Origin of the sequence: Arthrobacter sp. efr-133-TYG-104 (assembly GCF_030208915.1) — a bacterium.
Taxonomy (GTDB): domain Bacteria; phylum Actinomycetota; class Actinomycetes; order Actinomycetales; family Micrococcaceae; genus Arthrobacter.
This window is the reverse complement of record NZ_JARVTA010000001.1, coordinates 106668-132632: the sequence shown is the minus strand read 5'-3', so window position 1 is coordinate 132632 and position 25965 is coordinate 106668. Positions and strand designations below refer to the sequence as shown.

Sequence of the window (25965 nt, the reverse complement as noted above, 5' to 3'; positions counted from 1 at the left end):
ACTGCCCGGGTTCTGTCGACGTGCTCAGCTGTGCACCGCCGTCGAGTCGTCCACAGCCGCGTCTTCCTCACCGGCAAACTGCGACATGTACAAGCGGTAGTAGGCACCTTGGAGGGCCAACAGTGCGGTGTGGTTGCCCTGCTCCACGATCTTGCCGTTTTCCATGACCAGGATGGTGTCGGCGTCGCGAATGGTGGAAAGCCGGTGGGCGATCACGAAGCTCGTTCGGTCCGTCCGCAAAGCTGCCATGGCCTTCTGCAGCAGCAATTCGGTGCGGGTGTCCACGGAGCTGGTTGCTTCATCCAAGATGAGCAATGAGGGGTTGGAAACGAAAGCGCGGGCGATGGTGATGAGTTGCTTCTCACCGGCGCTGACGTTGCTGCCTTCCTCATCGATGATGGTCTGGTAGCCGTCCGGAAGGGCACGGACGAAGCGGTCAACGTACGTGGCCCTGGCTGCCTCCATGACCTGGTCCTCGGTTGCATCCAAGTTGCCGTACCGGATGTTGTCGTAGATGGTCCCACCGAAGAGCCAAGCGTCCTGCAACACCATCCCCACCTTGGAACGCAGTTCCGCCCGGCTCAGGTCGTTGATGTCCACACCGTCAAGGGTGATCCGGCCGGCGTTGAGCTCGTAGAACCGCATCACGAGGTTCACCAAAGTGGTCTTGCCGGCGCCAGTGGGGCCGACAATTGCCACCGTATGGCCAGGCTCTGCGCTAAAGGACAGGTCCTCGATGAGGGGCTTGTCCGCGACGTAGCTGAACGAGACGTGTTCGAACTCCACATGTCCGTCCGTCTTGGCCGGCAGATGACGGGTTCCCGTCTCCACAACCTCTTCATCGGCGTCGAGGAATTCGAAGACGCGTTCCGCCGAGGCGACCCCGGATTGCAGCATGTTTGCCATGCCGGCAATCTGGCCGAGAGGCTGGGTGAACTCGCGCGAGTACTGGATGAAGGCCGTCGCGTCACCAAGGCTCATGGAACCGGAGGCGACCCGCAGCCCACCCACCACGGCAATGCCGACGTAAGCGAGGTAGGAAACGAAGTTCATGGCCGGGAAGATCACGCCGGAAACGAACTGCGCACCGAAGGACGCCTTGTAAAGGGCCTCGTTGCGTTCGTCGAACCGCTCGAGCATGTCGGCATCCCGGCCGAAGACCTTGACGAGGTCGTGTCCGGAGAAGGATTCCTCGATCTGCCCGTTCAGGGTTCCGGTGTTCTTCCATTGCGCAGCGAAGAGCTTCTGGCTGCGTGCGCCAATGACGCCGGCCACGATCCCGGAGAGAGGTAGCGCCACCAATGCAATGAGTGCCAACTCCCAGGACACAATGAACATCATCACGATGATGCCCAGCACCGTGAGCACGGAGCTGACCAACTGCGAGAACGCTTGCTGGAGGCCCTGCTGGACGTTGTCGACGTCGTTGGTCACCCGGGAAAGGATGTCGCCGCGCTGACGGGTGTCGAAGTAGTTCAACGGCAACCGGTTGAGCTTTGCCTGGACATCGTCACGGAGCCGTTTGATGACCCGCATGACGATCCTGTTGAGCAACCACCCTTGCGCCCACATGAAGATGTTGGCCACGAAGTACATCAAAAGCACGATCGAAATCAGGAATGTCAGCTTGGAAAAGTTGATTCCATTGGTCAGTTCCATCTTGGAGACCATGTCCGCGAAGTTGTTCTGGCCCTGCTGGCGCATCAGGTCAGCGAATTGCGCCTGAGTGACGCCCGGCGGAAGCTGCTTGCCCATGACGCCACCGAAAATCACGTCCATGGCGTTGCCAAGGATCTTGGGAGCGATCACGTTGAGGACCACGGAGACCACCACGAGGCCGATCACCGTGTACACGCCGGTACTTTCGGGCTTGAGCAAACCCATGAGGCGTTTGGCGGACGGCCAGAAGGCCTTGGCCTTCTTGGCGGGAACGTCACCGAACATGCCGCCGTCGGCCTCGGAGGGAACGTACTCCTCCTCGACGAAGTCGTCGTCGTCAAGCGTTTCGGTTGCTGTCTCAGCCACGGCGGCCGCGTTGGCGTTCTTCGCGGCCTCTGCCTTGGCAGCCCAGCCGCGTTTCTTCTGCTGGTTCTGCTCGCTCATGCCACTTCCTCCACGCTCAGCTGGGATTCAACGATTTCCTGGTACGTAGGCGATGTCTCCAGCAGTTCATCGTGGGTCCCCCGGTCCACGATGCGGCCGTTATCCAACACCAGGATTTCGTCCGCGTCGGCGATGGTGGAGACCCGCTGCGCCACGATGATGACCGTGGAGTCCTGCGTCTTCGCTTTCAAGGCTTTCCGCAGCCGGGCATCGGTAGCTACGTCCAAGGCCGAGAACGAATCATCGAACAAGTACACGTTCGGCTTGGTCACCAAAGCCCTGGCGATGGAGAGCCTCTGGCGTTGGCCACCGGAAACGTTGGTGCCGCCCTGGGCGATGCGGCGGATCAACCCCGAGGACTTCTCCGCGACGAAGCCCTTCGCCTGCGCGGTTTCCAGTGCCTCCCACAGTTCCGCGTCCGTGGCGTCCGGCTTGCCGAATCGGAGGTTGTGCTCGATGGTGCCGGAGAACAGGTACGGCCGCTGCGGCACAGCCGCCACCCGGCTGGTGATCTCGGAGGCATCAAGGTCGGTGACCGGCACGCCGTCGAGCAGTACTTGGCCGGAAGCCACGTCATACAGCCGCGGCAGCAGGGACACCAAGGTGGTTTTCCCTGCACCGGTGGAGCCGATGATGGCCAGCGTCTTGCCGGGCTCGGCGGTGAACGAGACGTTGCTCAGGACCGGCGCTTCGGCCCCAGGATACTTGAACGTGACGTCGCGGAACTCAACGCGGCCCTTCTTCTCGGCAGGAGCCACCGGCGAGACCGGATTGTGGATGGAAGGCTCGACGTCGAGGACCTCACCAATGCGGTCCGCACAGACCGATGCGCGCGGGATCATCATGGCCATGAACGTACCCATCATGACGGCCATCAGGATCTGCAACAAGTACTGGAGGAACGCCGTCAGGGAACCGACCTGCATAGCTCCCGAATCAACACGGTGGCCGCCGAACCACAGCACGGCAGCCGTGGACAGGTGCAGGATCATGCCGATGGCCGGGAACATCAGGACGAACAGGTTGCCGATCTTGACCGAAACTGCTGTGAGGTCCTGGTTGGCATCGCCGAATCGCTTGACCTCATAAGGTTCGCGGACGAACGCACGCACAACGCGGATGCCGATGATCTGCTCCCGGAGCACACCGTTGATGGCATCAATCTTTTTCTGCATGGAGCGGAACAGCGGCATGAGGCGGACCACAAGGTAACCCACCACGGCCACCAAGACGGGCACGGACACCCAGACCAGCCACGAAAGGCTGAGGTCTTCGCGCAGAGCCATGATGATGCCGCCAACGCACATGATGGGGGTTGAGACCATGAAGTTCAGGCCCATCAGCACCAGCATTTGTACTTGCTGGACATCGTTTGTGCCGCGCGTAATGAGGGTTGGGGCACCGAAGCGGTTCACGTCCTGCGCCGAGAAGCTGCTGACCTGGCGGTAGACACCGCGGCGCAGGTCGCGGCCGATCGCCATTGCGGTCTTTGCACCGAAATAGACCGCGATGATGGCCGAAACGACTTGTCCGAGGGCCACAGCGAGCATGAGCGCCCCGGTACGCCAAATGAAATCGGTGTCCCCCCTGGACACTCCTTCATCGATGATTTTGGCGTTGAGGCTAGGGAGATAGAGCGTGGCGATGGTGGACGCCAACTGAAAAATGAGGACGGCCACTATCTGCGGCAAATACGGCTTGGAATACCGCCGTATAAGGGTGACAAGCATGCCCACGGGTCCTTAGAAAGAGTGCGTGAATGAAGTAAAAGAGAGTTTTGCAGCAAGGGCTGACACTATTAGCCTCCCCACTCTACGAAATCCCTTGCCGCGGCGAAACAACCACGGCAAAAGATCATCCCAGCGGAGTATTTAAGTCCCCGCACACAACAAAGGCACCGGCTGGAATCCCAGCCGGTGCCTTGGTGTGCATCGAAATTAGCCTGCGTGCTTGCCGTGATCAGAGCGGGCTTCCACTCCCTGCAGGAGCAGAAGGGCCATACGCTCGTGTTGCTTACGCTCGCGCTTGAGTTCCTTGCGGATTGCGGCGAGCTCGGCGGCGGTGCGGGCCTGCTGTTCGGCCATGGCCTGCTGCTCCCGCAGGCGCGCCTGCAGTTCAACGTTCGCCCGGCTCAACTGCAGCTGCTGCTCAGCGAGGACATACTGCGTCCTGGACAGTTGCTCCTGCAACTCCCTCACGTCCCCCGCACTGCCTGGCCGTTCCTGGGTGAGGATCCGGGCAAACTCCAAGTCGAGGTCCGGCCCATCGGCTGGAGCGGACTCGCGCCGTGCCGTCCCGGAAAGCGGGCGTCCCGACGTCGGACGTTCGACGTCGTCGGGAGATTCCTCAGTGTCGCTCAGCTTCATTGCGTCCATCGACGCGGTGTCCACGGACATCGCGGCCTCGGCGGATGCCGTCGCGATAAGTTCCTTGTCCGGGGTGGCGTCGACTGTGCGGCGGAGCGGGCGTTCCTTGATCAGCAGCACGGATACGAAGGCAAGCACGGCGATGATCGCGGAGATCATGAAGATCTGTGCCGTCGCGTCACCATAGGCTGCACGCATGATGTCGCGGATCGGAGCCGGCATGTCCGTCAGGTCCATGCTGGAGCCGGAGGCCCCACCACCCTGCACCGGGATCCCGGCCTTGGCCATCCCGCTGACCGCCAAGTCCTTGACGTGGTTGGCCATGACGGCACCGAGGACTGATACGCCGATCGCGCCGCCGACAGAGCGGAAGAAGGCAACCGAAGCACTAGCCGTTCCAATGTCCTTGGCCTGGACGGTGTTCTGCACGGCGAGGACCAGGTTCTGCATCAGCATGCCAAGGCCCAGGCCGAAGACTCCGATGTAGATGGCCACCAGCCACAGAGCCGTGGTGTGATCCAAAGTGCCGGCAAAGGCGAGGCCGCCCACCAGCAAGACGGATCCGGCGATCAGGAACCGCTTCCACTTCCCGAACCGGCTGATCAAGATGCCGGATGCGACCGAACCGACCAGGTTTCCAGCAATCATCGGCAGCGTGAGCAGGCCTGCCTCAGTAGGCGTGGCACCCCGGGCAACCTGGTAATACTGACCCAGGAAGGTGGAGGAACCGAACATGGCGATACCCACGGCCACCGAAGCGACGATAGCCAGTGCCGTGGTGCGCTCCGAGATGATCTTCAACGGGATGATCGGCTGGGCAACCTTGGTTTCGACAAGAACCAAAAGGCCCAACAGCACCACGCCGCCGCCGACCATGAGGGCGGATTGCCAGGAGATCCAGTCGTAGTAGTCCGGGTTGCCAGCGAAGGAAACCCAAATGAGGAGCAGGCTCACGCCTGAAGTCAGCAAGATGGAGCCGAGCCAGTCGATCTTTGCGGGCCGCTTGATGTGCTCGATCTTCAGGGTCACCTGGAGCAGGATAAGCGCGACGACGGCAAGCGGGACGCAGACGAAGAACGTCCAGCGCCATCCGAGCGGACTATCGACAATGAAACCACCGAGCAAAGGACCGCCGGCTGTACCAACAGCCATGACCGCGCCCATGTATCCGGAGTACTTACCGCGATCCCTTGGCGGAATCATGGAACCGATGATGGCCTGGGCCAAGGCGGTGAGGCCACCCAGTGCCACGCCTTGGATGACGCGGGCGGTCAGCAAAAGCGGAATGGTCTGGGAAAGGCCCGCCATGACCGAACCGGCGACGAAAATAACGATGCTCAACTGAACCAGGAGCTTCTTGTCGAACAGGTCGGCAAGCTTGCCCCAGATGGGAGTGGTGGCAGCGTTCGCCAAGAGGGCGGCAGTGATAACCCAGGCAAAGTCCGTCTGCGTGCCCTTGAGCTCGGACATGATGGTGGGCAGCGCGTTGGACACGATGGTGCTGCTCAGGATTGCCGTAAAGAATGCTGCCAGGAGGCCGGTCAATGCCTCCATGATTTGGCGGTGCGTCATGGGCGCGGCAGTGCCCATCGCGGCGGCCGCCACGGGGGTGTGAGTTGATGGTTTAGCCATTCCAGGCTCCTAAACTGTGTAGTTCGTCGTAGTGGAACCGGCCGCCGTTGCCCGGAGTGAGTCTTTGAGTGAATCGGTCAGTTTCTGCAGCACCTCGGATGCGTCCCGGGCGTCTTCCTCGCTCCAGCCGCCCAAGTAGTCCCGCAGCCTGACACTGCGTTGCTCCTCGAAATCACGGAGTTTGGTGGCGCCCTCTTCTGTCAACGCGAGAAGCTGGGCCCTGCCGTCTGCTGGATCCGGCCGCCTGGTGACGAACCCGAGATCTTCCAGCTCGGCAATATGCCTGCTCAGCACCGGCGGGCTGACACCCAGGCGCGCAGCGAGTTGGGTGGCACGGGTTTCCCCTTCGCCGATGAACCGCATGACGCCCTGGATCGCCATTCCGACGTCGCCAGCCTTTGACTGATGCGCCATCACCACGCAGCGCAGAGTCCGCTGCAGATCAAAAATTTGATGTACCAAATCGGTTGCCGTGGCAGATCCGACAGACATTGCCAATACCCCTTTTTTATTTGCCCTAAGCAACCATAGCTTAAAATGATTGCTTTGGGAAACTAAAGAAGATGAGGCCGAAAATGGGCCAGCCCCCGCACGGAACATCCGTGAGGGGGCTGGCTGGGGACAAAGCTAGTCGCCCAAATGCGTGGGACCGAACATCTTCAGGAGCGTCTCCACGACGACGACGTTGGGTCCATCGCCTTCAAAGGACGCCTTAAGCGCGTCCCCGACGTCCTCTGGTGCGACACGGCGCGCCGGGACTCCGAAGGACTCGGCAAGTTTGACGAAGTCCGGGCGCGCGAGCTCGGTGGCTGTGGCTTTCCCGAAGGCTCCCACCATGTACTCACGGAGGATGCCGTAGCCGCCGTCGTCCACAATCAGCCAGGTGACCGGGATGTTGTGCTGCTTGGCGGTGGCAAGTTCGGAGATGGAGTACATGGACGATCCATCGCCGGACACCGCCAGCACCCTGCTCGGCTTGCCTGTGGTTTCCAAGCCCACCGCGCCGCCGATGGCCGCCGGAAAACCGTAACCCAGGCCGCCGGCGCCTTGGGCGGAGTGGAACTGACCCTGCCGGGCATCCCAGCAACTCCAGCCCCAATAAGCGGAGATGGTCATGTCCCAGAACGTTTGCATGTCAGCCGGAACAGCCTCGCGGATATCGGCCATAAACTTCAGTTCCTTGGCCAGATCCTGTGATTCGAGGCGGGCCCGGACCTTTGCCAGCGTCTCTTTGGTGAGGTGTTCCGGCGTCGTGCCATGCCATGAACGCAACGACCGGTCCCCCGGACCTGCCTGGGACAGGGCTTCGTCCAACGCTGCAAGAGCCTGGCCGGCGTCGGCCCGGATACCCAAACCTGGCCGGTTGGATTCAAGGACGCGCGGCTCGGCGTCGATCTGGATGATGCGGCCGCGGGGTTCGAATGTGAAGTAGTTGGACGTTACCTCGCCCAGCGACGATCCGATGACCACCAGCACGTCGGCATCTTCGAGCACGTCGGTCATGTAGCGGTCCTCGATCCAGGACTGCAGGGACAGCTCATGGGTCCAAGGGAACGCCCCATTTCCACCCGGCGTGCAGATGACCGGAGCCCGTAGCTGCTCCGCGATGGAGAGCAAGGACTTCTCCGCCCGGCCGCGACGTGTGCCGCCGCCGGCAATGATGGCCGGACGTTCCGCCGTCGAGAGCCACTTGACGGCCTCGCGGATCAGCTCGACTCGCGGCGGGTTGTCGAAGGCTTCGGCGAGCGCGTCCTCAACGGGCGGGACAACGATCGGGTCCAGCAGGACGTTCTGGGGAATTTCGATCCACACGGGTCCCTGCGGCGAGGAGATCGCCTCGGTCCACGCGTCCTGGATGGCTGACGGGATTCCGGAGGCATGCTGGATCAACCGCTGGCTCTTGGTGACGTTCGCAGCCGAGGCCTTCTGGTCATCGAGCTGGTGGAGCATGCCCTTCCGGCGCGCACCGAGGCCATCCAGGGGGATCTGGCTCGCCACTACCACCATGGGAACACCCGTTGCATAGGCCTCCTGCAAACCGGCCAGGGACGTCAACGCGCCAGGGCCGGTGGACAGGAACAGCACACCGACTTCGCCGGTGGCACGCGAGTAGCCGTCAGCGGCGAACGCAGAGTTGTTCTCCACCCGGGAAGAGACAAAGTGCAGGTTGCCGCGGCCCATCGCGTCAAAGAGTCCCAGCGCGTGCTGGCCCGGAATCCCGAAAACGGTCTTGGCACCGAGTGCCTCAAGGGTTTCGACGACGAGGTCCCCACCATTGCGCTGGCCGGTCCCCGACACTCCATCGGCCGCCGCTGCCGCTGTGGGATCGACGTCGATCATCGCTGCTCGGCCCCGATTGTGGAAGCGCTCGCTGCGCCGGCCTGCGCCCCGGATGCCTGCGCAAATTCTTCGATGCGGGCGCCCAGAGCCTGCTGTGCGTACCCGTTGGGTGCGCCGTGCCGATCGCGTTCCACTGCGTTGTCCGCCATAAGGGTCACGAGCTCGTAGGCAACGTGGCTGCCCGCCACACCGGTGATTTCTGCGTGATCGTATGCCGGGGCGACCTCCACGATGTCCGCGCCCACCAGGTTCATGCCGCGGAAGCCGCGGATGATCTCCAGCAACTCGCGGCTGCTGATGCCGCCGGCCTCAGGGGTGCCGGTTCCCGGTGCGTGGGCCGGGTCCAGGACGTCGATGTCCACGGAGATGTACAGGGGACGGTTGCCGATACGGTCACGGATCTTTGCGACTGTCTCGAGGACGCCCTGGTAGTAGACGTCCGCTGAGGTGACGATCCCGAAGCCGAAGCGGTGGTCGTCGTCGAGGTCTTTCTTGCCATAAAGGGGGCCGCGGGTGCCCACGTGACTGATGGCCTCTGTGTCCAGGATTCCTTCTTCGACGGCGCGACGGAACGGGGTCCCGTGCGTGTACTCAGCACCGAAATAGGTGTCCCAGGTGTCCAAGTGCGCATCGAAGTGCAGCATGGCGATGGGTTCTCCAGCGCGCTCGGCAGCGGCCCTCAGCAACGGAAGGGCAATAGTGTGATCGCCACCGAGCGTGACCAGCTTGCTTCCCTTTGCCGTAAGGTCCAATGCGTTTTGCTGGATGGTCTCGATGGCCTCGTTGATATTGAACGGGTTTACCGCCATGTCACCGGCGTCGGCGACTTGGATGTTTTCGAAGGGGCTGACGTCCCACGCCGGGTTGTACGGGCGCAGCAACCGGCTGGCTTCGCGAACATGGTTGGCGCCGAAGCGGGCGCCCGGGCGGTAGGAAACGCCGGAGTCGAAAGGAACGCCGACTACCGTGACGTCCGCCTTGGAGACCTGGTCCAAACGCGGCAACCGGGCGTAGGTGGCAGCACCTGCGTAGCGCGGAATGCGGGATGAATCGATAGGGCCGAGGTTGCCGTTGGCCTCAATGCGGAGCTCTTCCAAAGTGCGCCACTCCTTAGTGGATCGGTGAAATGGGATCAGTTCTCTGTGACACCCATCATACACTCAAAGTTTCGTAGCATGCATCAGTTGTTTACAAGCACAGCCACAAGTGAAGCCCCAAGCACAGTCCCGTGAAACACATGAGATCCCGCTCACACACGACGTAAAGATTCCATAAAAAACGGCAGTTCGACGCCGGCGGCAGCCATACGCTCCTAGCGGACGCAGCACAGTGCTGCACGAAAGGACCATGTGACTACGCTGACGAGGCCTCCGGCCGATCCGGCCACCGGGCCAAAGATTCCCTTCAACCTCAAATCGTGGTTGTTGGAAGGAATGCCGGAAACCTCGGGCAAGCGGCAAGGTCCCCACGGCCGCCCTGCGGAGTCGCACAAACCCCAAGCGTGGTGGAAAGTCATGTGCCTCACCGGCCTGGACTACTTCTCCACACTCGGGTACCAGCCTGCCATCGCGGCATTGGCTGCCGGCCTCCTGTCCCCGTTGGCCACGCTTCTCCTCGTCATCGCCACATTGGCGGGCGCCTTGCCCGTATACCGCCGGGTGGCCAAGGAGAGTCCCCGGGGAGAAGGCTCCATTGCGATGTTGGAGCGCCTGCTCCCCCGCTGGGGCGGCAAACTGTTCGTCCTGGCGCTGCTCGGCTTCGCTGCTACGGACTTCATGATCACCATCACGCTTTCTGCCGCTGACGCCACCGCCCACCTCATCGAGAATCCTTTCGCTCCGGACTTCCTCGAAGGCCAGCAGGTGGTCATCACGCTCGCTTTGATTGCCGGGCTGGGTATCGTCTTCCTGCGTGGATTCAAGGAAGCCATCAACGTCGCCGTCGTCTTGGTTGGCCTCTTCCTCACCCTGAACCTCGTGGTGGTGGGCGTATCCATCGGCCATGTCTTTAGCGACTCCCGAGTCATTCCGGACTGGTGGACGGGCCTCACCACCTCACACGGTGACCCGATCATGATGCTTGCTTTGGCGCTGCTCGTGTTCCCACGACTTGCCCTGGGTCTTTCCGGCTTCGAGACCGGCGTTGCCGTAATGCCCCAAATCAAGGGACACGACGCCGACACAGAGGCCAATCCTGCAGGCCGGATCACGGGAGCCCACAAACTCTTGACCACGGCGGCCATCATCATGAGTACGTTCCTGATCACGTCCAGTTTCACCACCGTGATGCTGATCCCCGCTGCGGAGTTCGACGCCGGCGGAAAGGCGGACGGCCGCGCACTCGCCTACCTTGCGCACAAGTATTTGGGCGACGGATTCGGCACCGTGTACGACGTCAGCACCATTGCCATCCTGTGGTTTGCAGGCGCCTCTGCCATGGCCGGACTGCTGAACCTCGTGCCGAGGTACCTGCCGCGGTATGGAATGGCTCCCGCGTGGGCCCGGGCATTGCGCCCCTTGGTGCTCGTCTTCACCGTCATCGCTTTTGTGGTCACGCTGATCTTCAAAGCCGACGTCAACGCACAGGGTGGCGCCTACGCCACCGGAGTGTTGGTGCTGATCACTTCTGCCTCCATTGCCGTGACGCTGTCCGCCCGGCGGAAGAAGCAGCGGGGACAAGTCATAGGCTTTGGGATCGTTTCCGTGGCATTTGTCTACACCACCGTGGTCAACTCCATTGAGCGCCCGGATGGCTTGAAGATCGCAGCTTTGTTCATCCTGGGAATCATGGTGGTGAGCTTTGTATCCCGTATCCGGCGGGCTTTCGAACTGCGCGCCACCTACATCAAGATGGACCAGAAAGCGTTGGAATTCACGGCAGAGAACGCTGATGGTCCCGTGCGCATCATCGCCCACGAACCGAAACGCCTCAGCGCCAACAGATACAGGGAAAAGCTCCAGCACGCCCAACAGGCCAACCACCTACCCGTGGACAGCGAAGTTCTGTTCATCGAGGTCATCGTGGACGACAGTTCCGACTTTGAGCAGGAGCTCCAGGTGGTGGGCAAAGAGCGGTTCGGCTTCAAAATCCTCGAGGTCCACAGCAACAACGTTCCCAACACCGTGGCCGCGGTCCTGCTGCACATCCGGGACGTCACCGGATTCATGCCTCACATCTACTTCCGCTGGACTGAGGGGAATCCCATCTCCAACTTGAGCAGGTTCCTGTTCTTCGGAGAAGGCGAGATCGCGCCAGTCACCCGCGAGGTCTTGCGGGAAGCGGAGCCGGACATCACCCGGCGCCCCTGGGTCCACGTGGGCTGAGGAACGCGCTACCGGCTCGCCGCGGGCACAAGAACCCAGAGCACCTCTACGGGATGGTCTGTCGGGTTGATCCAGGTGTGTGGTTCCCGCCCGGGGAAGGAAAGAGTGTCCCCTTCCTCGAGGTCGTACTCCTCGTTGGTCAGGACGAGCTTGATCCGGCCTTTAACCACATGCAGCACGTCGACGTCGCAGTCCACGGCGTACAACTCACTCTCACCACGCCCACGCGGTTCGATGGTGGCCTGGAGTATTTGCAGGCGGCGTTCCGAGCGGGCGGTCAAGAGCCGTTCCACGATGCCCTGGCCGCCGAGGGAAATCCGGGGACCGTCGTTTCGCCTGGTCAGGTGGGTCTCAGGAGCAATGAAGAGATCGCCCACAGAGACGGATAGGACTTGGCACAGTGTCACGAGGGACGCGACCGACGGCGACGTCAGGTCGCGCTCCACGCGGCTCAGGAAGCCCTTGGTGAGGCCGGTGGCGTCTGCCACTTGTTCGATGGTGAGTCGCTGGGCCTGGCGGGCAGCACGGATTCTGGAACCTATGGCAACAGGTACGTTGCTCGGTTCAACGGGAAGAGCCTTCATTCACGAACCTTTCAGGCCTACACTCCGGCCCATTCATTGGAGCAATAGTAGCCGGATCGGTCCGCGGGAGTCGCCTGCCGCACAGCTGGAGGCCCTTGCTTGACTGTTGCGCCCGTCACAACATATCCTCACAGGCAACAAGTGTTGACTGGTAGGCATTCAGCCACTCCCCCTCGCCCGCACGGAGACCCACGCCCGCAGGACTTTTGCAGGAGCGGCGTCGTTCCCCACCGTGCATTAGCTTCAAGGACCATCCATGGAATCTTCGGCTCTAAACATCGCAATAGTGGTGGTGTACCTGCTGGCCATGCTCGCGTTCGGTTGGTGGGGCAAGTCCCGCACCAAGAACAACAGCGACTTCCTCGTGGCAGGGCGCCGCCTGGGACCCTTCCTGTATACGGGCACCATGGCAGCCGTTGTCCTCGGCGGGGCATCCACTGTTGGTGGCGTGGGCCTCGGATACAAGTTTGGTATCTCCGGCATGTGGCTGGTGGTGGCGATCGGCGCCGGCGTGCTGCTCCTGAGCTTGCTTTTTGCCGGAACCATCCAACGGTTGAAGATCTACACGGTGTCCCAGATGCTGAGCCTTCGCTACGGAAGCAAGGCAACACAGACCTCCGGCATCGTGATGCTCGCGTACACCTTGATGCTCTGCGCAACCTCCACCGGGGCCTACGCCACCATCTTCGTTGTCCTGTTCGGCTGGGAGCGCTGGCTGGCCATCGCCATCGGCGGGGCCATCGTCCTCGTATATTCGACCGTCGGCGGCATGTGGTCCATCACTTTGGCCGATCAGGTCCAGTTCATCATCAAAACGGTGGGCATCTTCTTCTTGATGCTCCCCTTCGTCCTTAACGCCGCGGGTGGCTTCGACGGGATCCGCGCACGGGTCAACGCCAGCTTCTTCCAGATCGATGGCATCGGTGTCCAGACGATCATCACGTACTTCGTGGTCTATACCCTCGGCCTGCTGATCGGACAGGACATCTGGCAGCGCGTCTTCACCGCCAAAACCCCCACGGTGGCACGGTGGGGAGGCGCCACCGCCGGCGTCTACTGCATCTTCTATGGTGTGGCAGGTGCCCTGATCGGCTTGGCTGCCCGGGTGGCTCTTCCCAATATCGACGTCGCCACCCTCGGTAAAGACGTGGTGTACGCAGAGGTGGCCACCCACATCCTGCCCATCGGAATCGGCGGCCTTGTCATGGCAGCTGCTGTCGCGGCCATGATGTCCACCGCATCGGGTGCCCTGATCGCTGCCGCAACGGTGGCTCGCGCCGACGTCGTACCGTTCGTTGCCAGCTGGTTCGGTAAGACGATCTCCACCGACGACACCGAAAATCCTGAGCACGATGTCAAGGCCAACCGTTATTGGGTTCTGGGCCTGGGCGTTGTTGCCGTACTGATCTCGATGGCGGCACAGGACGTTGTGGTAGCCCTGACCATTGCCTACGACATCCTGGTGGGTGGACTTCTGGTGGCAATCCTCGGCGGATTGGTCTGGAAACGCGGAACAGGCATAGCCGCAGCGTGGTCGATGGCCATTGGCTCGATCCTCACCTTGGGCCTGCTGATCCTGTTTGCCACCGGCGCTATCGCAAGCGAGGACGGCGTTTACGCCAACGAACCGATCTACTACGGCCTCGCTGCCTCTTTCACCGCCTATGTGGTCATCTCACTGCTCACGCCGCCCACGGATCCGGCGGTCCGGGCTGCATGGGATGCCCGCGTTGCAGGGGCGGTTTCAGAGGAATTGCCCCCGGCGCTGCACCCGGTCACCACCAAGTAACCTGGGCCGGAGGGGACGGCGTGGGCGGGCAATCCGGCTAGATGTCGTCCTCTTCGCCCCGGAATTCCTCGGTTTCATCAATCGGGACCACCCGTTCATCGTCCTCGGGTGCGTCGACGTCTTCCACCCAAGGCTGGTCAACCTCTTGGTCTTCGCTGTAGTCGTAGGCCGGGTCTGACTCGATGCGTGTCCGCTCAGGGTAGTTCGCAGTTGGATCAATAGAGTTCATGATGCGACCTCCATCCCGTGGGCTGGCAAGAGCCCTCATCCGAAACGCGGGGAGTTCCCGCCGGTGTCCTTCCATCTGAGCACCGTCGCAATCGGCGGTCAAGGATGGCGCGAAATTGAGGTGCGCCGAACATTCCGTTTAAGGAATACCGGCCAAAATTCGACGCCGATAAGAGGTACAGTGGTGCGTGCAAAGGGGCCGACTTTTACCCCACCCAGCACAGGAGACACACCGTGCAAGCGCACCAAGAATCCCCCGGTTCGTCGAGCCCCGCTCCGGACGCCGCCCCCAAGCCTCCCACCGCAGCAGATCTGCGGCGTTGGCGGCAATACCTGGCCGATGAACGAGCAGAAGCAGCCGTGTACAGGCAACTGGCACAGCGGCGAGAGGGCGAAGAACGTCAGATCCTGCTGGCCCTCGCCGAGGCTGAGGGCCGGCACGAGGCACACTGGCTCAAACTCCTGGGCGAGCACGCCGGGATGCCCAAGGCCGCGTCCAACCGGAGCCGGCTCCTCGGATTCCTGGCCCGGCACTTCGGCTCGGTATTCGTCCTTGCGTTGGCGCAGCGTGCAGAAGGCCGCTCCCCCTACGGAACCGAACCGGCTGCAACCCCGGCCATGGTGGCCGACGAACAAATCCACGAGGAAGTTGTTCGCGGCTTGGCCACACGGGGACGGAACCGGCTGTCCGGATCCTTCCGCGCGGCTGTCTTTGGCGCCAACGACGGCCTGGTGAGCAACCTTTCCCTGGTCATGGGCATGGCCGCCACGGGCGTATCCAGCTCAGTGGTCCTCATGAGTGGCGTGGCCGGGCTCCTTGCCGGTGCGCTCTCGATGGGCGCCGGGGAGTACGTGTCCGTGCGGTCGCAGCGCGAGCTTCTCAACGCCACCTTGCCAACCCAGGCAACGCTGACAGCGGCCCCTTCCCTGGACATCGAGCACAACGAACTCGTTCTGGTCTATCTGGCCCGCGGGATGACACGGGAAGCAGCCGAGCACCGCGTAGCCGAACGCATGGGGTTGTTCACCTGCGACTGTGACCCCAGCCTGTCGTTGCAGCCGGAGAAGCCGCCCACCGACGATCACGAAACCGTGGGCTCTGCGTGGGGCGCGGCCATGTCCAGTTTCTGCTTCTTCGCCTCCGGCGCTATCGTGCCTGTCATCCCCTTCCTGCTTGGCATGACAGGCTTGGGAGCGCTGACAGTAGCCGCTGTATTGGTGGGTATCGTACTCATGGGCACGGGCGCCGTCGTCGGATTACTCTCCGGAACATCGCCGCTGAGCCGCGGCCTCCGGCAGCTGGCTATCGGCTTCGGTGCGGCTGCTGCCACTTACGGGCTGGGGCTGCTATTCGGCGCCTTGATCGTCTGAGTTTGAATCGGCCGAGACACCGAGGCGTTAAGGCGGCGGCGCGAAGTCTCCTGGTGGTAGCGTCGGCGGTGCTTGCCGTCGTCATCGGCCTGTTCCTTCACGGCAACCCCCGATTCAAAGAACTGCTCCCGCCCTTCAGCGCGATGGCTTCCCCGCAAGCAGGAATCGTCCATCCGTCGCCTCCGCGGGCAGACAACGCGCCGCCGCCGGGCCGTGAAGAGGCGGCCGCCCCGCTGGCCTCGCCTCCCGCACCAGCTGCGGCCAGCGACTCATACAAGTTCCTGGCCACTAACGACGACGGCACTCCCGTGGGGTACTCGCCATGCCGGCCGCTGCACTATGTGGTGAACAACGCCACCGCCCCGCCCGGGAGCGACGCGCTCCTGAGCACTGCCATCGCGAAGATTTCGACCGCCACCGGCATCAGGTTCGTCAATGATGGCAGCACGGACGAGCTTCCAGTGCCCCACCGCGAACCGTATCAGCGGGCCAAATACGGTGACCGCTGGGCTCCCCTACTCATCTCCTGGACAACTCCGGACGTGGCTCCGGCCTTGGCCGGGAACGTCATAGGGACCGGCGGGAGCACCATGTATTCGCTCAACAAAGGGCCTAAAAGCTACATCACCGGCAGCCTGGAGTTGGACACTCCCCAGATCACCGAACTGCTCGCCGAACAGGGCGGCAAGGACTACGTACTGGCCGTCATGCAACACGAACTGGGGCACGTGATGGGGCTGGACCATGTGAATGATCCGGTCCAACTCATGTACCCGGAAATCGGCGCCCCGGATGGCCTCGCCCCCGGGGACCTCAACGGCCTCTACCGCCTGGCATCAGCGCCCTGCCGGAAGGACATCTGAGGGCTACCGCGTCAGGACCGCCAGCGCATCCTCGATGGTATCCACCAGGAAGATACGGTCCGCCATGGGACGGCCCGCCGCGAGGCTCTGCACCATGGGCCACGCCGGGAAATCCCTGACCCAGTAATCGCGGCCAACCAGCACCATGGGAGTGACCGTTTCCGGTGTGCCGTAGTAGTTTTCGCAGGCATCTTGGAAGATTTCCTGGACTGTGCCGGCCGCACCGGGAAGGTAGACGACACCTCCGTTGCAGAGTTCCAGGAGGATAGCTTCCCGGACTGAATTGGCAAAGTACTTGGCGATGTGGGTGGCGAAGAGGTTAGGCGGCTCGTGGCCGTAGAACCATGTCGGAATCCCCAGCGTCGCCGTGCCTTGGGGATAACGCTCGACGACGGCGGCCGCCTGACGCGCCCAAGCCGTCACCGAGGGCCGGAACCCGGGCACTGCGCCGAGCGCCTGAAGGGCAGCCGCGGAATCGGCGTCGGGCATTCCGCTAAGGTAGGCACCTAAGTTGGCGGCTTCCATCGCGCCCGGACCGCCTCCTGTGGCGACAGTGAAGCCGGATTGGGCCAGCAGGCGGCCTAACCGGGCGGCGTCGGTGAACTCGCTGGTGCCACGCTGGGCAGCATGCCCGCCCATGACACCCACGAGCTTCCTTCCCGCGAGAACTCCGTGCTCCAGCAACTCATCCAAGGCATCGCCGATCGCGTGGTCATGGAGGGCGGCAGCGAGTGTTGAGTCCAGGCTTCCACGCCGGCCTGGAAGGATGCTCCACTGATACACGCGGGCGTCCAGTGTGGACTCGTATTCCTCGGTGGCTATGTCCTCGTAGAGTTCCTGCGCACTGTAGAGGCTGGCGCGGTAAGGGTTGAAGGGGACACCGCGAAGCTGGGGAAAGATGAGCGCACCGCGGCTTCTCAAGCTCTCCTCCACACCATTGTCGAACGTGCACCCCAAGAAAACAGCCCCGCGGGGGTCGAGGGCCTTGAGCTCACGGGAACGGCCGCGAAGATCCAGTGATTGTGCGTGCCAACCGTGGAGGGAGCGAGCACCTGCATTCACCAATTCATCGAAGCGGGCCACGCTTTCGACGTCGAGTGTCCGGGGGCTCGGACTCAAAGCTCCGGTTCGATTCATGGGTTTAGCCTAAGGGACCGATGACCGTGAATCTGGGGCCAGCCGGGCACTTTCCAGATCCAAGCGGAGGGAGTATCGTGACACGCACCACGTCCTTAGTACCTCGGGGAACGCGGTTGAAGTAGCCAATGCCATTGAATCGGCGTCGAAAGGGACGCCGTAAGCTTGCCGGCTGGGGGGCCCAACATCTGCTCAAGGAGCATGATTGTGGTCCGTTCAAATTCCCTTCGCCGTCCGCTTGGCGGCACCCACTTTTCCTCCCACGCTCGCCGTGATTCCTCTGTGTCCCAGCGCGCCTCCATACCCAGGCGCGCTTTGGGATTCCTCTCAGGCCTTTCGCTTGGCCTGACCACCCTGGTTTTCGGCTTCGCGCCAGCAGTTGTTGCTGCCAGTCCGTCATGTTCGGGCGCGGGCGGCGCAATGCAAATTGTTGCGCATACCGACGACGACCTGATCTTCCTCAGCCCGGACTTCATGCGTGATATCCAGGCCAAGCGTTGCCTCGAGACCGTGTACACCACCGCTGGCGAGGCAGGCGAGGGGCCCTCCTACTGGCACAGCCTCGAAGCAGGAATCCGGGCCAGCTACGCCAAGATGGCCGGCGTCGCCGACTCTTGGACCATAGGCGACGCCGGTCTGCCGAACCGTGCGCTGACCAAGGAGACCCTCAACGCTGCTCCCAATATCTCTGTGATCTTCATGCGGTTGCCCGATGGTTTCCCCAACGGAGACGGTAGCGCCGCGTACAACGACCAAAGCATTTTGAAGCTCTGGGACGGCAGGCTCTCAGCCATCCGACCGGTGGACAACTCCGCGACGTTCACCAAAACACAGTTCCAGAACACGCTGAACCGCCTGGTCGCCGACTTCCAGCCCACCACATTCCGCACTCAGGATTGGACCGGAACGTACAAGCAACCGTATGACCACAGCGACCACTGGGCCACTGCCAAGTTCGCCCAACTTGCCTCGCGGAGCTACACCGGACCACATACGGCGACGGCCTACGACGCCTACGTTATTGACGAGTACCCACAAAACGTCACGGGCGCGGAGCTCACCGCCAAGGTGGATACGTTCGTGAAGTTTGCCGGCTATGACATGTACATTTGTGATTCGCCCGGCGAAGGTTGCCCGGATTCGCCGTATGACCAATGGCTCAAGCGGCAGTACATCACAGCCATTGAATGGACGGGCAACGCGGACAAGTCCACAGGAGCTACTGTCACCGCCTCCTCCCAAAAGGGACCGGACCAAAGTCCCGAAAAGGCGCGCGACGGGTACGACTGGGGAGCTCCGATGGACGCTACCCGCGAATGGGTGACGTCGGGAGAAAAAGCGGGGGCTTGGATCCAGTACAACTACGCTCCGACCCGTACCATTGGCTCAGTCACGTTGTTCGATCGCCCTGACCTCAACAACCAAGTGACCGGCGGAAATCTCCAGTTCTCGGATGGAAGCACCGTGCAGGTACCGGCTTTGCCCAACAATGGATCAGGGCTCACCATCAAGTTCCCGGCACGGACCGTTAGCTCCGTCCGGTTCAACATCACCTCCGTCAGCTCTACCACCACCGACGTCGGGCTGGCCGAGTTCGAGACCTACTTGGGAACAGACACCACTGCTCCCGTAGTGACCGCCACTCCAGCCGGAGGAACATACAATCCAGGTCAACAAGTTGCCTTGAGCACCAACGAGACCGCGACGATCTACTACACCACCGACGGATCAACTCCCACGGCAGCCAGCAGCAAGTACACCACTCCGATCACCCTCAACGGTGCGCTGACCCTGAAGTACTTCGCCGTGGATTCCTCGAATAACTCGTCCGCGGTAGTAACCCAGACGTACTCCACCGGCCCAGACACCACTAAACCCGTGGTCACGGCAAATCCCTTGAGCGGGGCCTACACGCCCGGCACTAAGATCACTTTGACCGCAAACGAGCCGGCGGAGATCCGTTACACCACCGACGGCAGCGATCCGCTGACGGCGGGAGTGGTATATAGCTCGCCAATAACCTTCAACGGTCCTGACCCCATGACCTTGAAGTACTTCGCCCGTGATACGGCGGGCAACGTGTCCGACGTCGTCACCCAGACGTATACAGTGCCACCGGATACAACCGCTCCTGTGGTGACTGCCAATCCCACCAGTCGCGCCCTGGCCAGCGGTGCAACGATCACCCTGACGGCAAATGAGCCGGCCACGATCTACTACACGCAAGATGGCAGCGCCCCTTCGGCCACCACGTCTGCCACGGACTTCAAGTACACAGGACCCATCACCATGGGCAACTCGGCCATGGTCCTGAAGTACATTGGCGTGGACACCGCCGGCAACACGTCCGCCGTCGGAACGCAGACGTACAGCGTCCCAGCAGCCGGGCCGCCGTCGGCCCATGATTTCAACGGGGACGGCAAAGCCGATGTCTTGGCCTCGGATGCCTCAGGAAATCTGTACCTCTATCCGGGTGACGGCGCCGGCGGCCTGCTGCCGCGGCAGCTCGCGATACCTGCCTCGAATTGGTCCACCGTGACTGATGTGATCACTCCGGGAGACTTCAATGGAGACGGCAAGCCAGACCTGCTGGCCCGGGCCGGAGATGTCCTCTGGCTGTACCCGGGTGACGGCGCAGGCGGTTTCGGACCCAGGATCCAGGTCAGTACCGGCTGGAGCCTCCTGACGCAGTTGTTCTCCCCGGGGGACTTCAACGGAGACGGTATCCCTGACGTGATGGCGATGCGCGCCAACGGTGATCTGCGGCTGTATCAAGGCACCGGCACCGGCGGGCTCCGGACGCCGACGACGGTCGGCACCGGCTGGGACGTAATGGATACGATCTTCAGCACGGGCGACTTCAATGGTGATGGGAAGCCGGACGTACTGGCCCGCGGCGCCAGCTCGGGTTCCCTCTGGCTGTACCTCGGAAACGGAGCGGGCGGATGGAGCACGTGGAGCAAGATCACCACAAGCTGGAGCGACCGGACAGCCATAGCCGGCCCCCGGGACCTCAACGGCGACGGTAAAAACGACGTCATTGGCCGCATCGGCGACACGCTCTGGCTCTATCCGGGCACAGGAAGTGGAGGATTCGGCACCCCCACGAGCCTTGGCACTGGCTGGCAGTCGATGAAGATCATCGGCTGACCGGCTCCATGAACCTGGCGCGGGCCGGAGTTTTCCCCCAGACTCTTCGGCCCGCGTCAGCTATGCACGGCTCGTTGTGGGGCCCGCTCTGCTCCCTCGGACGCGCGATTGACATGCAGAGCGGGCCCCACAACGAGTGGTTAACGCGCGACGACGGCCCGGTACCTTCCGTGGGAAGGCACCGGGCCGTCGTCGTACTGGCGTTCTGGGAACTAGAGCGTGGCGAAAACTTCGCGCAAGAGCGTGGCCGTTTCGGACGGCGTCTTGCCGACCTTCACGCCTGCAGCTTCGAGAGCTTCCTTCTTTGCCTGTGCTGTACCGGCGGAACCGGACACGATGGCGCCTGCGTGGCCCATGGTCTTGCCCTCGGGAGCGGTAAAGCCGGCCACGTAGCCGACAACCGGCTTGGTGACGTTGGCCTTGATGTAATCAGCGGCGCGCTCTTCAGCGTCACCACCAATTTCACCGATCATGACGATGGCCTTGGTCTCGGGATCAGCTTCGAACGCAGCCAAGGCGTCGATGTGCGTGGTGCCGATGATGGGGTCGCCGCCGATGCCGATCGCGGTGGAGAAGCCGAGGTCGCGGAGTTCGTACATCATCTGGTAGGTCAACGTACCGGACTTGGACACGAGGCCGATGGGGCCCTTGCCCGTGATGTTGGCCGGGGTGATGCCAACCAAGGCCTCACCCGGGGTGATGATGCCGGGGCAGTTCGGGCCGATGATACGGGTGACCTGCTTGCCGTCGGCGTCCACCTTGGACTGGGCCAGCGCCCAGAACTCGGCGGAATCCTGGACCGGTACGCCTTCAGTGATGACAACGACCAGGCCAATGCCTGCTTCGATTGCTTCGACGACGGCGTCCTTGGTGAATGCGGGCGGGACGAAGACGATGGACACGTCCGCGCCCGTCTCAGCCATGGCTTCCTTGACGGTGCCAAAGACCGTGATTTCATTCTCGCCATGCATGACCGTGGTGCCGGCCTTGCGGGCGTTGACGCCGCCAACAATGTTGGTGCCGGCCTTGAGCATCAGGGCGGTGTGCTTGGTGCCTTCGCCGCCGGTGATGCCCTGAACGATGACCTTGGAGTCTTTGTTGAGGTAGATAGACATTCTCGGGTCCCTTTACTTAGCTGCGTTGGCGAGCTCGGCGGCCTTGTCGGCGCCCTCGTCCATGGTGGCGGCCAGGGTAACCAGCGGGTGGTTGGCCTCGGTCAGGATGCGGCGGCCTTCCTCAACGTTGTTGCCGTCGAGGCGAACTACCAGCGGCTTGTTCGCGGAGGAACCAAGCTCAGCAAGCGCACCCACGATGCCCTTTGCGACGGCGTCACACGCGGTAATGCCACCGAACACGTTCACGAAAACGCTCTTGACCTGGTCATCGCCGAGGATGACGTCCAGTCCGTTGGCCATGACCTCAGCGGACGCTCCACCGCCGATGTCAAGGAAGTTGGCGGGCTTGACGTTGCCGTGGTTTTCGCCGGCGTAAGCAACGACGTCGAGGGTTGACATCACAAGACCGGCGCCATTGCCGATGATGCCGACCTCGCCGTCGAGCTTGACGTAGTTGAGGTCCTGCGCCTTGGCCTTGGCCTCGAGCGGATCAGCTGCGTCCTTGTCCTCCAACGTGGCGTGGTGCACGTGGCGGAAGTCTGCGTTCTCGTCCAAGGAAACCTTGCCGTCGAGAGCAACGATCTCGCCTGCACCGGTGCGAACCAGCGGGTTGACCTCGACCAGCGTTGCGTCTTCCTTCTTGAAGACATCCCAGAGCTTCAGGATGACGTCGGCAACTTTGCCGCGCAATTCCTCGGGGAAGCCTGCTGTTGCGACGATCTCGTCGGCCTTGGCCTGGTCGATGCCGACAGCGGGGTCGATGGCAACCTTGGCCAGAGCCTCGGGACGCTCAACTGCCAGCTGCTCGATTTCCATACCGCCCTCAACCGAGCACATGGCCAGGTAGTTGCGGTTGGCGCGGTCCAAGAGGACCGAAAAGTAGAATTCCTCGGCGATGTCCGCGCCTTGGGCGATCATCACCTTGTTGACGGTGTGGCCCTTGATGTCCATGCCCAGGATGTTGGTGGAGTACTCAAGTGCCTCTTCGGCAGTCTTGGCAACCTTGACGCCGCCAGCCTTACCGCGGCCACCGACCTTAACCTGTGCCTTTACGACAGTTACGCCGCCGATTTTCTCAGCAGCTGCCTTTGCTTCTTCAGGGGTGTGCGCCACGATGCCAGCGAGCACGGGTACACCGTGCGCCTCGAACATATCGCGCGCCTGATATTCAAACAGGTCCACGGTTTAGTGTCCTTCTACGTCGAAGTAGTTTTCTGTTCAGCCGGGAACCGCGATGACCGCGTTAGCCAGCTGCGGAAAGTACGCGGTAAACAACCGGGTTTAAAGCCAGTCACATTGCGTAAGGTCCTCTCGGAACTTTAGCCCGTTGAGGAGTCCCGCCAGCTACACACTACCTGTTAAGTGAGTAACCTTACACTTCTATCACGTGTAGAAATGCCGCAGAATCACGCTCTTATACGTCCAATTTCGTCAACGGCGCGTAGCGCAACAGCAGGCGCTTTTCGCCGACGTCGAACTTCACTTTGGCAACCGTCTTGTCCCCTGCGCCTTCGATACCCAGCACCACGCCGTTGCCGAAGCTCGTGTGGTTCACCTTGTCCCCGACCACCACGGAAATGACTTCCTTTTGGGGCTGAACCCTGCTGCGGACGACGGCGGCAGGGACGTCGGCGTCGAATCCTGCGGTGGGGCTGGCGGCAGCGCCGCGGGAGGTTCCGGCACCCCAGAACGAGCCACCGTACCGGTTTGAGCCGATGGGGGCACTCCCCCAGCCGCCTGCTTGGCGGCTCATGCCTTCGCGCTTCCACTCCACGAGCTCGGAGGGGATTTCTTCGAGGAACTGGCTGGCAGGGTTGTACTGGCTTTGGCCCCACATACTGCGGACCTCTGAGCGCGTCACGTAGAGGCGTTTCCGAGCACGCGTGAGGCCCACGTAGGCGAGCCGGCGTTCTTCCGCGAGCTCCTTCGGGTCCGTTGCCGAGCGTTGGTGGGGGAAAATTCCATGCTCCATGCCCGTGAGGAAGACGACGGGAAACTCCAAGCCCTTGGCCGTGTGGAGGGTCATCAGCGTGACCACTCCCATGCGCTTGGCCTCAGCCACTGCGGCATCAATGTCCCCACCGGGAGCATCCGGAATCTGGTCAGCGTCTGCCACCAGCGAGACCTGCTCCAAGAACTCGCCGAGCGAGCCTTCCGGGTTGTCACGCTCATACTCCCTGACCACAGCCACAAGTTCGGCGAGGTTCTCAACCCGCGACTCATCTTGGGGGTCGTTGCTGGCCCGAAGCCCGGCAAGGTAGCCGGTCTGCTCAAGGACGGCTTCAAGTGCTGCCGACGCGCCTGAACCGGACGCGACTTCGGCAAGGTCGTCCAGCAGTTTAACGAAGCCCAGCACCGCGTTAACGGAGCGGGTTGCCATGCCAGGTGCCTGGTCTGCGCGGCGGGCGGCCGTCATGAATGATGTCCGTTCCCGCTCAGCCAAGGCCGCCACGGCACCTTCAGCGCGATCGCCGATCCCCCGTTTGGGTTCGTTCAACACGCGCCGGAGGTTGACGTCGTCGTCCGGGTTCACCAACACGCGCAAGTACGCCAGGGCATCCTTAATTTCCTTGCGCTCGTAGAACCGGGTGCCGCCAACAACCTTGTACGGCAAGCCCACCCGGACCAGGACGTCCTCGATGGACCGTGACTGGGCATTGGTCCGGTAGAAGATCGCGACGTCACCAGGGCGCAGGCCTTCCTCGTCCTGCAGGCGGTCGATTTCCTTGGCGATGAACTGGGCTTCGTCGTGCTCGTTCTCCCCCACGTAGCCCACTATTTTTTCGCCGTCGCCTTCCGCGGTCCACAAGCGCTTTTCCTGGCGGTTGGGATTGCGGGAGATGACCGAGTTGGCAGCGCTGAGGATGTTCTGCGTTGAGCGGTAGTTCTGTTCGAGCTTGATGGTGCGCGCGTTGGGATAGTCTGCCTCGAACTCCACGATGTTGCGGATGTCGGCGCCACGGAACGCATAAATTGATTGATCGGAATCGCCCACCACCGTGAGTTCGCTCGGTTCGACGTCGGTGTCCGCTCCCGTGCCCACGATTTCCCTGACCAGCGCGTACTGGGCGTGGTTGGTGTCCTGGTACTCGTCCACCAGGACATGGCGGAACCGGCGCCTGTAAGACTCTGCGAGCGCAGGGAAAGCCCGGAACATGTAGACAGTCTCTGCGATGAGGTCATCGAAGTCCATCGCGTTGGCCTGGCGCAATCGCTGCGTGTAACCCTTGAAGACCTCGGCCACGGCCGTGTCGAAGGGGTCGTTGTAGTTCGCAGAAGAGGCGTACGAATCGGCGTCGATCAGTTCGTTCTTGAGCGCTGAGATTTTGTGCTGGATGGCCTTGGGGGCGAACTTCTTGGGATCAAGATCCAGGTTCTTTGAGACCAGGGTGATCAGGCGCAGGGAATCGGCCGAGTCATAGATGGAGAAATTCGAGTTCAGGCCAACGCTCGCGGCCTCCCTCCGCAGAATCCGGACGCAGGAGGAGTGGAAGGTGGAGATCCACATGGACTTGGCCCGGCCACCCACCAAAGCCTCGATGCGTTCCCGCATTTCCGCCGCTGCCTTGTTGGTGAAGGTGATGGCCAGGATTTCGCCGTGATGGGCGCGCTTGGTGGCTATGAGGTAGGCGATGCGGTTACTCAGCACGCGGGTCTTGCCCGAACCCGCGCCGGCCACGATGAGCAACGGGCTTCCTGCGTGCTTGACGGCCTCTTCCTGCTGTGGGTTCAACCCCTGAAGGAGGGCATCCGCCGTCGGGAGTCCCGAGGACGCCTGGTTGCCCCAACCGCCTGCTGCCGGACCCTCTGGAGCGGGCGCAGGCGTTGCCATGGAGCCTCCACCAGTGCGGGATAGCTCCGGGGCAGCCTTGACTGCGGTTTTGGTGCCTGCTTTGAAGGGTCCGTTTGCGTAAGGGTCAAACAACATATCCATGGTGCCTACCAGTCTAGGCGGTGCCCCTGA

The 25965-nt window shown here is 62.2% G+C and carries 17 protein-coding genes; 5 read left to right on the top strand and 12 right to left on the bottom strand.

The genetic code is table 11. The features are described 5' to 3' along the window. Window positions 1-24: 24 nt before the first annotated feature. The 6 genes from QRN04_RS00625 to speB form a co-directional block, all read right to left on the bottom strand. Window positions 25-2103, bottom strand: coding sequence for an ABC transporter ATP-binding protein (locus QRN04_RS00625; protein ID WP_284974210.1), 2079 nt, complete (start codon window positions 2101-2103; stop codon window positions 25-27). Continuing rightward, on the bottom strand, window positions 2100-3833 hold the full coding sequence (locus QRN04_RS00620) for an ABC transporter ATP-binding protein (RefSeq protein ID WP_284974209.1): 1734 nt from the start codon (window positions 3831-3833) through the stop codon (window positions 2100-2102). The genes QRN04_RS00625 and QRN04_RS00620 overlap by 4 nt, the downstream gene beginning before the upstream one ends. A 207-nt stretch (window positions 3834-4040) precedes the next feature. Then, on the bottom strand, window positions 4041-6101 hold the full coding sequence (locus tag QRN04_RS00615; RefSeq protein WP_284974208.1) for an MFS transporter: 2061 nt from the start codon (window positions 6099-6101) through the stop codon (window positions 4041-4043). 9 nt (window positions 6102-6110) lie between these two features. After that, on the bottom strand, window positions 6111-6593 hold the full coding sequence (locus QRN04_RS00610) for a MarR family winged helix-turn-helix transcriptional regulator (protein WP_284974207.1): 483 nt from the start codon (window positions 6591-6593) through the stop codon (window positions 6111-6113). 135 nt (window positions 6594-6728) lie between these two features. Then, window positions 6729-8441, bottom strand: coding sequence for a thiamine pyrophosphate-binding protein (locus QRN04_RS00605; protein WP_284974206.1), 1713 nt, complete (start codon window positions 8439-8441; stop codon window positions 6729-6731). Beyond that, window positions 8438-9538 carry an agmatinase gene (speB, locus tag QRN04_RS00600; protein WP_284974205.1) on the bottom strand — a complete coding sequence of 367 codons (1101 nt, stop codon included), beginning with the start codon at window positions 9536-9538 and terminating at the stop codon, window positions 8438-8440. The genes QRN04_RS00605 and speB overlap by 4 nt, the downstream gene beginning before the upstream one ends. A gap of 252 nt (window positions 9539-9790) precedes the next feature. On the opposite strand from speB, the gene QRN04_RS00595 reads away from it, so the two are divergent. After that, the gene (locus tag QRN04_RS00595) at window positions 9791-11764 is read left to right on the top strand and encodes an APC family permease (protein ID WP_284974204.1); all 1974 of its coding nucleotides are present in this window, start codon (window positions 9791-9793) and stop codon (window positions 11762-11764) included. 8 nt (window positions 11765-11772) lie between these two features. Here the strand turns inward: QRN04_RS00595 and QRN04_RS00590 are convergent, their stop codons facing one another. Next, on the bottom strand, window positions 11773-12348 hold the full coding sequence (locus QRN04_RS00590) for a helix-turn-helix domain-containing protein (protein WP_284974203.1): 576 nt from the start codon (window positions 12346-12348) through the stop codon (window positions 11773-11775). A gap of 256 nt (window positions 12349-12604) precedes the next feature. Between QRN04_RS00590 and QRN04_RS00585 the strand changes: the two genes are divergently transcribed. Continuing rightward, window positions 12605-14137, top strand: coding sequence for a sodium:solute symporter family protein (locus QRN04_RS00585; protein WP_284974202.1), 1533 nt, complete (start codon window positions 12605-12607; stop codon window positions 14135-14137). A 37-nt stretch (window positions 14138-14174) separates the two neighbouring features. On the opposite strand, the gene QRN04_RS00580 is transcribed toward QRN04_RS00585, so the two are convergent. After that, a complete protein-coding gene (locus QRN04_RS00580) occupies window positions 14175-14366 on the bottom strand; it encodes a hypothetical protein (protein WP_284974201.1) in 192 nt (63 codons plus the stop codon). A 233-nt stretch (window positions 14367-14599) separates the two neighbouring features. Between QRN04_RS00580 and QRN04_RS00575 the strand changes: the two genes are divergently transcribed. Both QRN04_RS00575 and QRN04_RS00570 read left to right on the top strand, forming a co-directional pair. After that, window positions 14600-15736 (top strand): VIT1/CCC1 transporter family protein, encoded by a 1137-nt coding sequence (locus QRN04_RS00575; RefSeq protein WP_284974200.1) that lies wholly within the window; start codon window positions 14600-14602, stop codon window positions 15734-15736. Between the two features lie 50 nt (window positions 15737-15786). Then, complete coding sequence (locus QRN04_RS00570; RefSeq protein WP_502868747.1) at window positions 15787-16599, top strand: matrixin family metalloprotease; 813 nt, start codon at window positions 15787-15789, stop codon at window positions 16597-16599. Window positions 16600-16602: 3 nt separating this feature from the next. Here QRN04_RS00570 and QRN04_RS00565 read toward each other — a convergent pair whose 3' ends face one another. Beyond that, window positions 16603-17736: an LOG family protein gene (locus QRN04_RS00565; RefSeq protein ID WP_284974198.1), complete on the bottom strand. Its 1134-nt coding sequence runs from the start codon at window positions 17734-17736 to the stop codon at window positions 16603-16605. Between the two features lie 201 nt (window positions 17737-17937). Between QRN04_RS00565 and QRN04_RS00560 the strand changes: the two genes are divergently transcribed. Further along, the gene (locus QRN04_RS00560) at window positions 17938-20886 is read left to right on the top strand and encodes a chitobiase/beta-hexosaminidase C-terminal domain-containing protein (protein ID WP_502868741.1); all 2949 of its coding nucleotides are present in this window, start codon (window positions 17938-17940) and stop codon (window positions 20884-20886) included. Between the two features lie 212 nt (window positions 20887-21098). Here the strand turns inward: QRN04_RS00560 and sucD are convergent, their stop codons facing one another. From sucD to pcrA, 3 genes are all read right to left on the bottom strand, one after another. After that, the gene (gene sucD, locus QRN04_RS00555) at window positions 21099-22001 is read right to left on the bottom strand and encodes a succinate--CoA ligase subunit alpha (RefSeq protein WP_284974196.1); all 903 of its coding nucleotides are present in this window, start codon (window positions 21999-22001) and stop codon (window positions 21099-21101) included. Between the two features lie 12 nt (window positions 22002-22013). Further along, a complete protein-coding gene (gene sucC / locus QRN04_RS00550; RefSeq protein WP_284974195.1) occupies window positions 22014-23183 on the bottom strand; it encodes an ADP-forming succinate--CoA ligase subunit beta in 1170 nt (389 codons plus the stop codon). Between the two features lie 232 nt (window positions 23184-23415). After that, the gene (pcrA, locus tag QRN04_RS00545; protein WP_284974194.1) at window positions 23416-25935 is read right to left on the bottom strand and encodes a DNA helicase PcrA; all 2520 of its coding nucleotides are present in this window, start codon (window positions 25933-25935) and stop codon (window positions 23416-23418) included. Window positions 25936-25965 lie beyond the last annotated feature (30 nt).

What these genes read in the sequence shown, in the direction of transcription:
- QRN04_RS00625 (WP_284974210.1), bottom strand. Translation starts at nt 2,103, where the DNA reads ATGAGCGAGCAGAACCAGCAGAAGAAACGCGGCTGGGCTGCCAAGGCA.
- QRN04_RS00620 (WP_284974209.1), bottom strand. Translation starts at nt 3,833, where the DNA reads ATGCTTGTCACCCTTATACGGCGGTATTCCAAGCCGTATTTGCCGCAG.
- QRN04_RS00615 (WP_284974208.1), bottom strand. Translation starts at nt 6,101, where the DNA reads ATGGCTAAACCATCAACTCACACCCCCGTGGCGGCCGCCGCGATGGGC.
- QRN04_RS00610 (WP_284974207.1), bottom strand. Translation starts at nt 6,593, where the DNA reads ATGTCTGTCGGATCTGCCACGGCAACCGATTTGGTACATCAAATTTTT.
- QRN04_RS00605 (WP_284974206.1), bottom strand. Translation starts at nt 8,441, where the DNA reads ATGATCGACGTCGATCCCACAGCGGCAGCGGCGGCCGATGGAGTGTCG.
- QRN04_RS00590 (WP_284974203.1), bottom strand. Translation starts at nt 12,348, where the DNA reads ATGAAGGCTCTTCCCGTTGAACCGAGCAACGTACCTGTTGCCATAGGT.
- QRN04_RS00585 (WP_284974202.1), top strand. Translation starts at nt 12,605, where the DNA reads ATGGAATCTTCGGCTCTAAACATCGCAATAGTGGTGGTGTACCTGCTG.
- QRN04_RS00580 (WP_284974201.1), bottom strand. Translation starts at nt 14,366, where the DNA reads ATGAACTCTATTGATCCAACTGCGAACTACCCTGAGCGGACACGCATC.
- QRN04_RS00565 (WP_284974198.1), bottom strand. Translation starts at nt 17,736, where the DNA reads ATGAATCGAACCGGAGCTTTGAGTCCGAGCCCCCGGACACTCGACGTC.
- QRN04_RS00560 (WP_502868741.1), top strand. Translation starts at nt 17,938, where the DNA reads ATGATTGTGGTCCGTTCAAATTCCCTTCGCCGTCCGCTTGGCGGCACC.
- sucD (WP_284974196.1), bottom strand. Translation starts at nt 22,001, where the DNA reads ATGTCTATCTACCTCAACAAAGACTCCAAGGTCATCGTTCAGGGCATC.
- pcrA (WP_284974194.1), bottom strand. Translation starts at nt 25,935, where the DNA reads ATGGATATGTTGTTTGACCCTTACGCAAACGGACCCTTCAAAGCAGGC.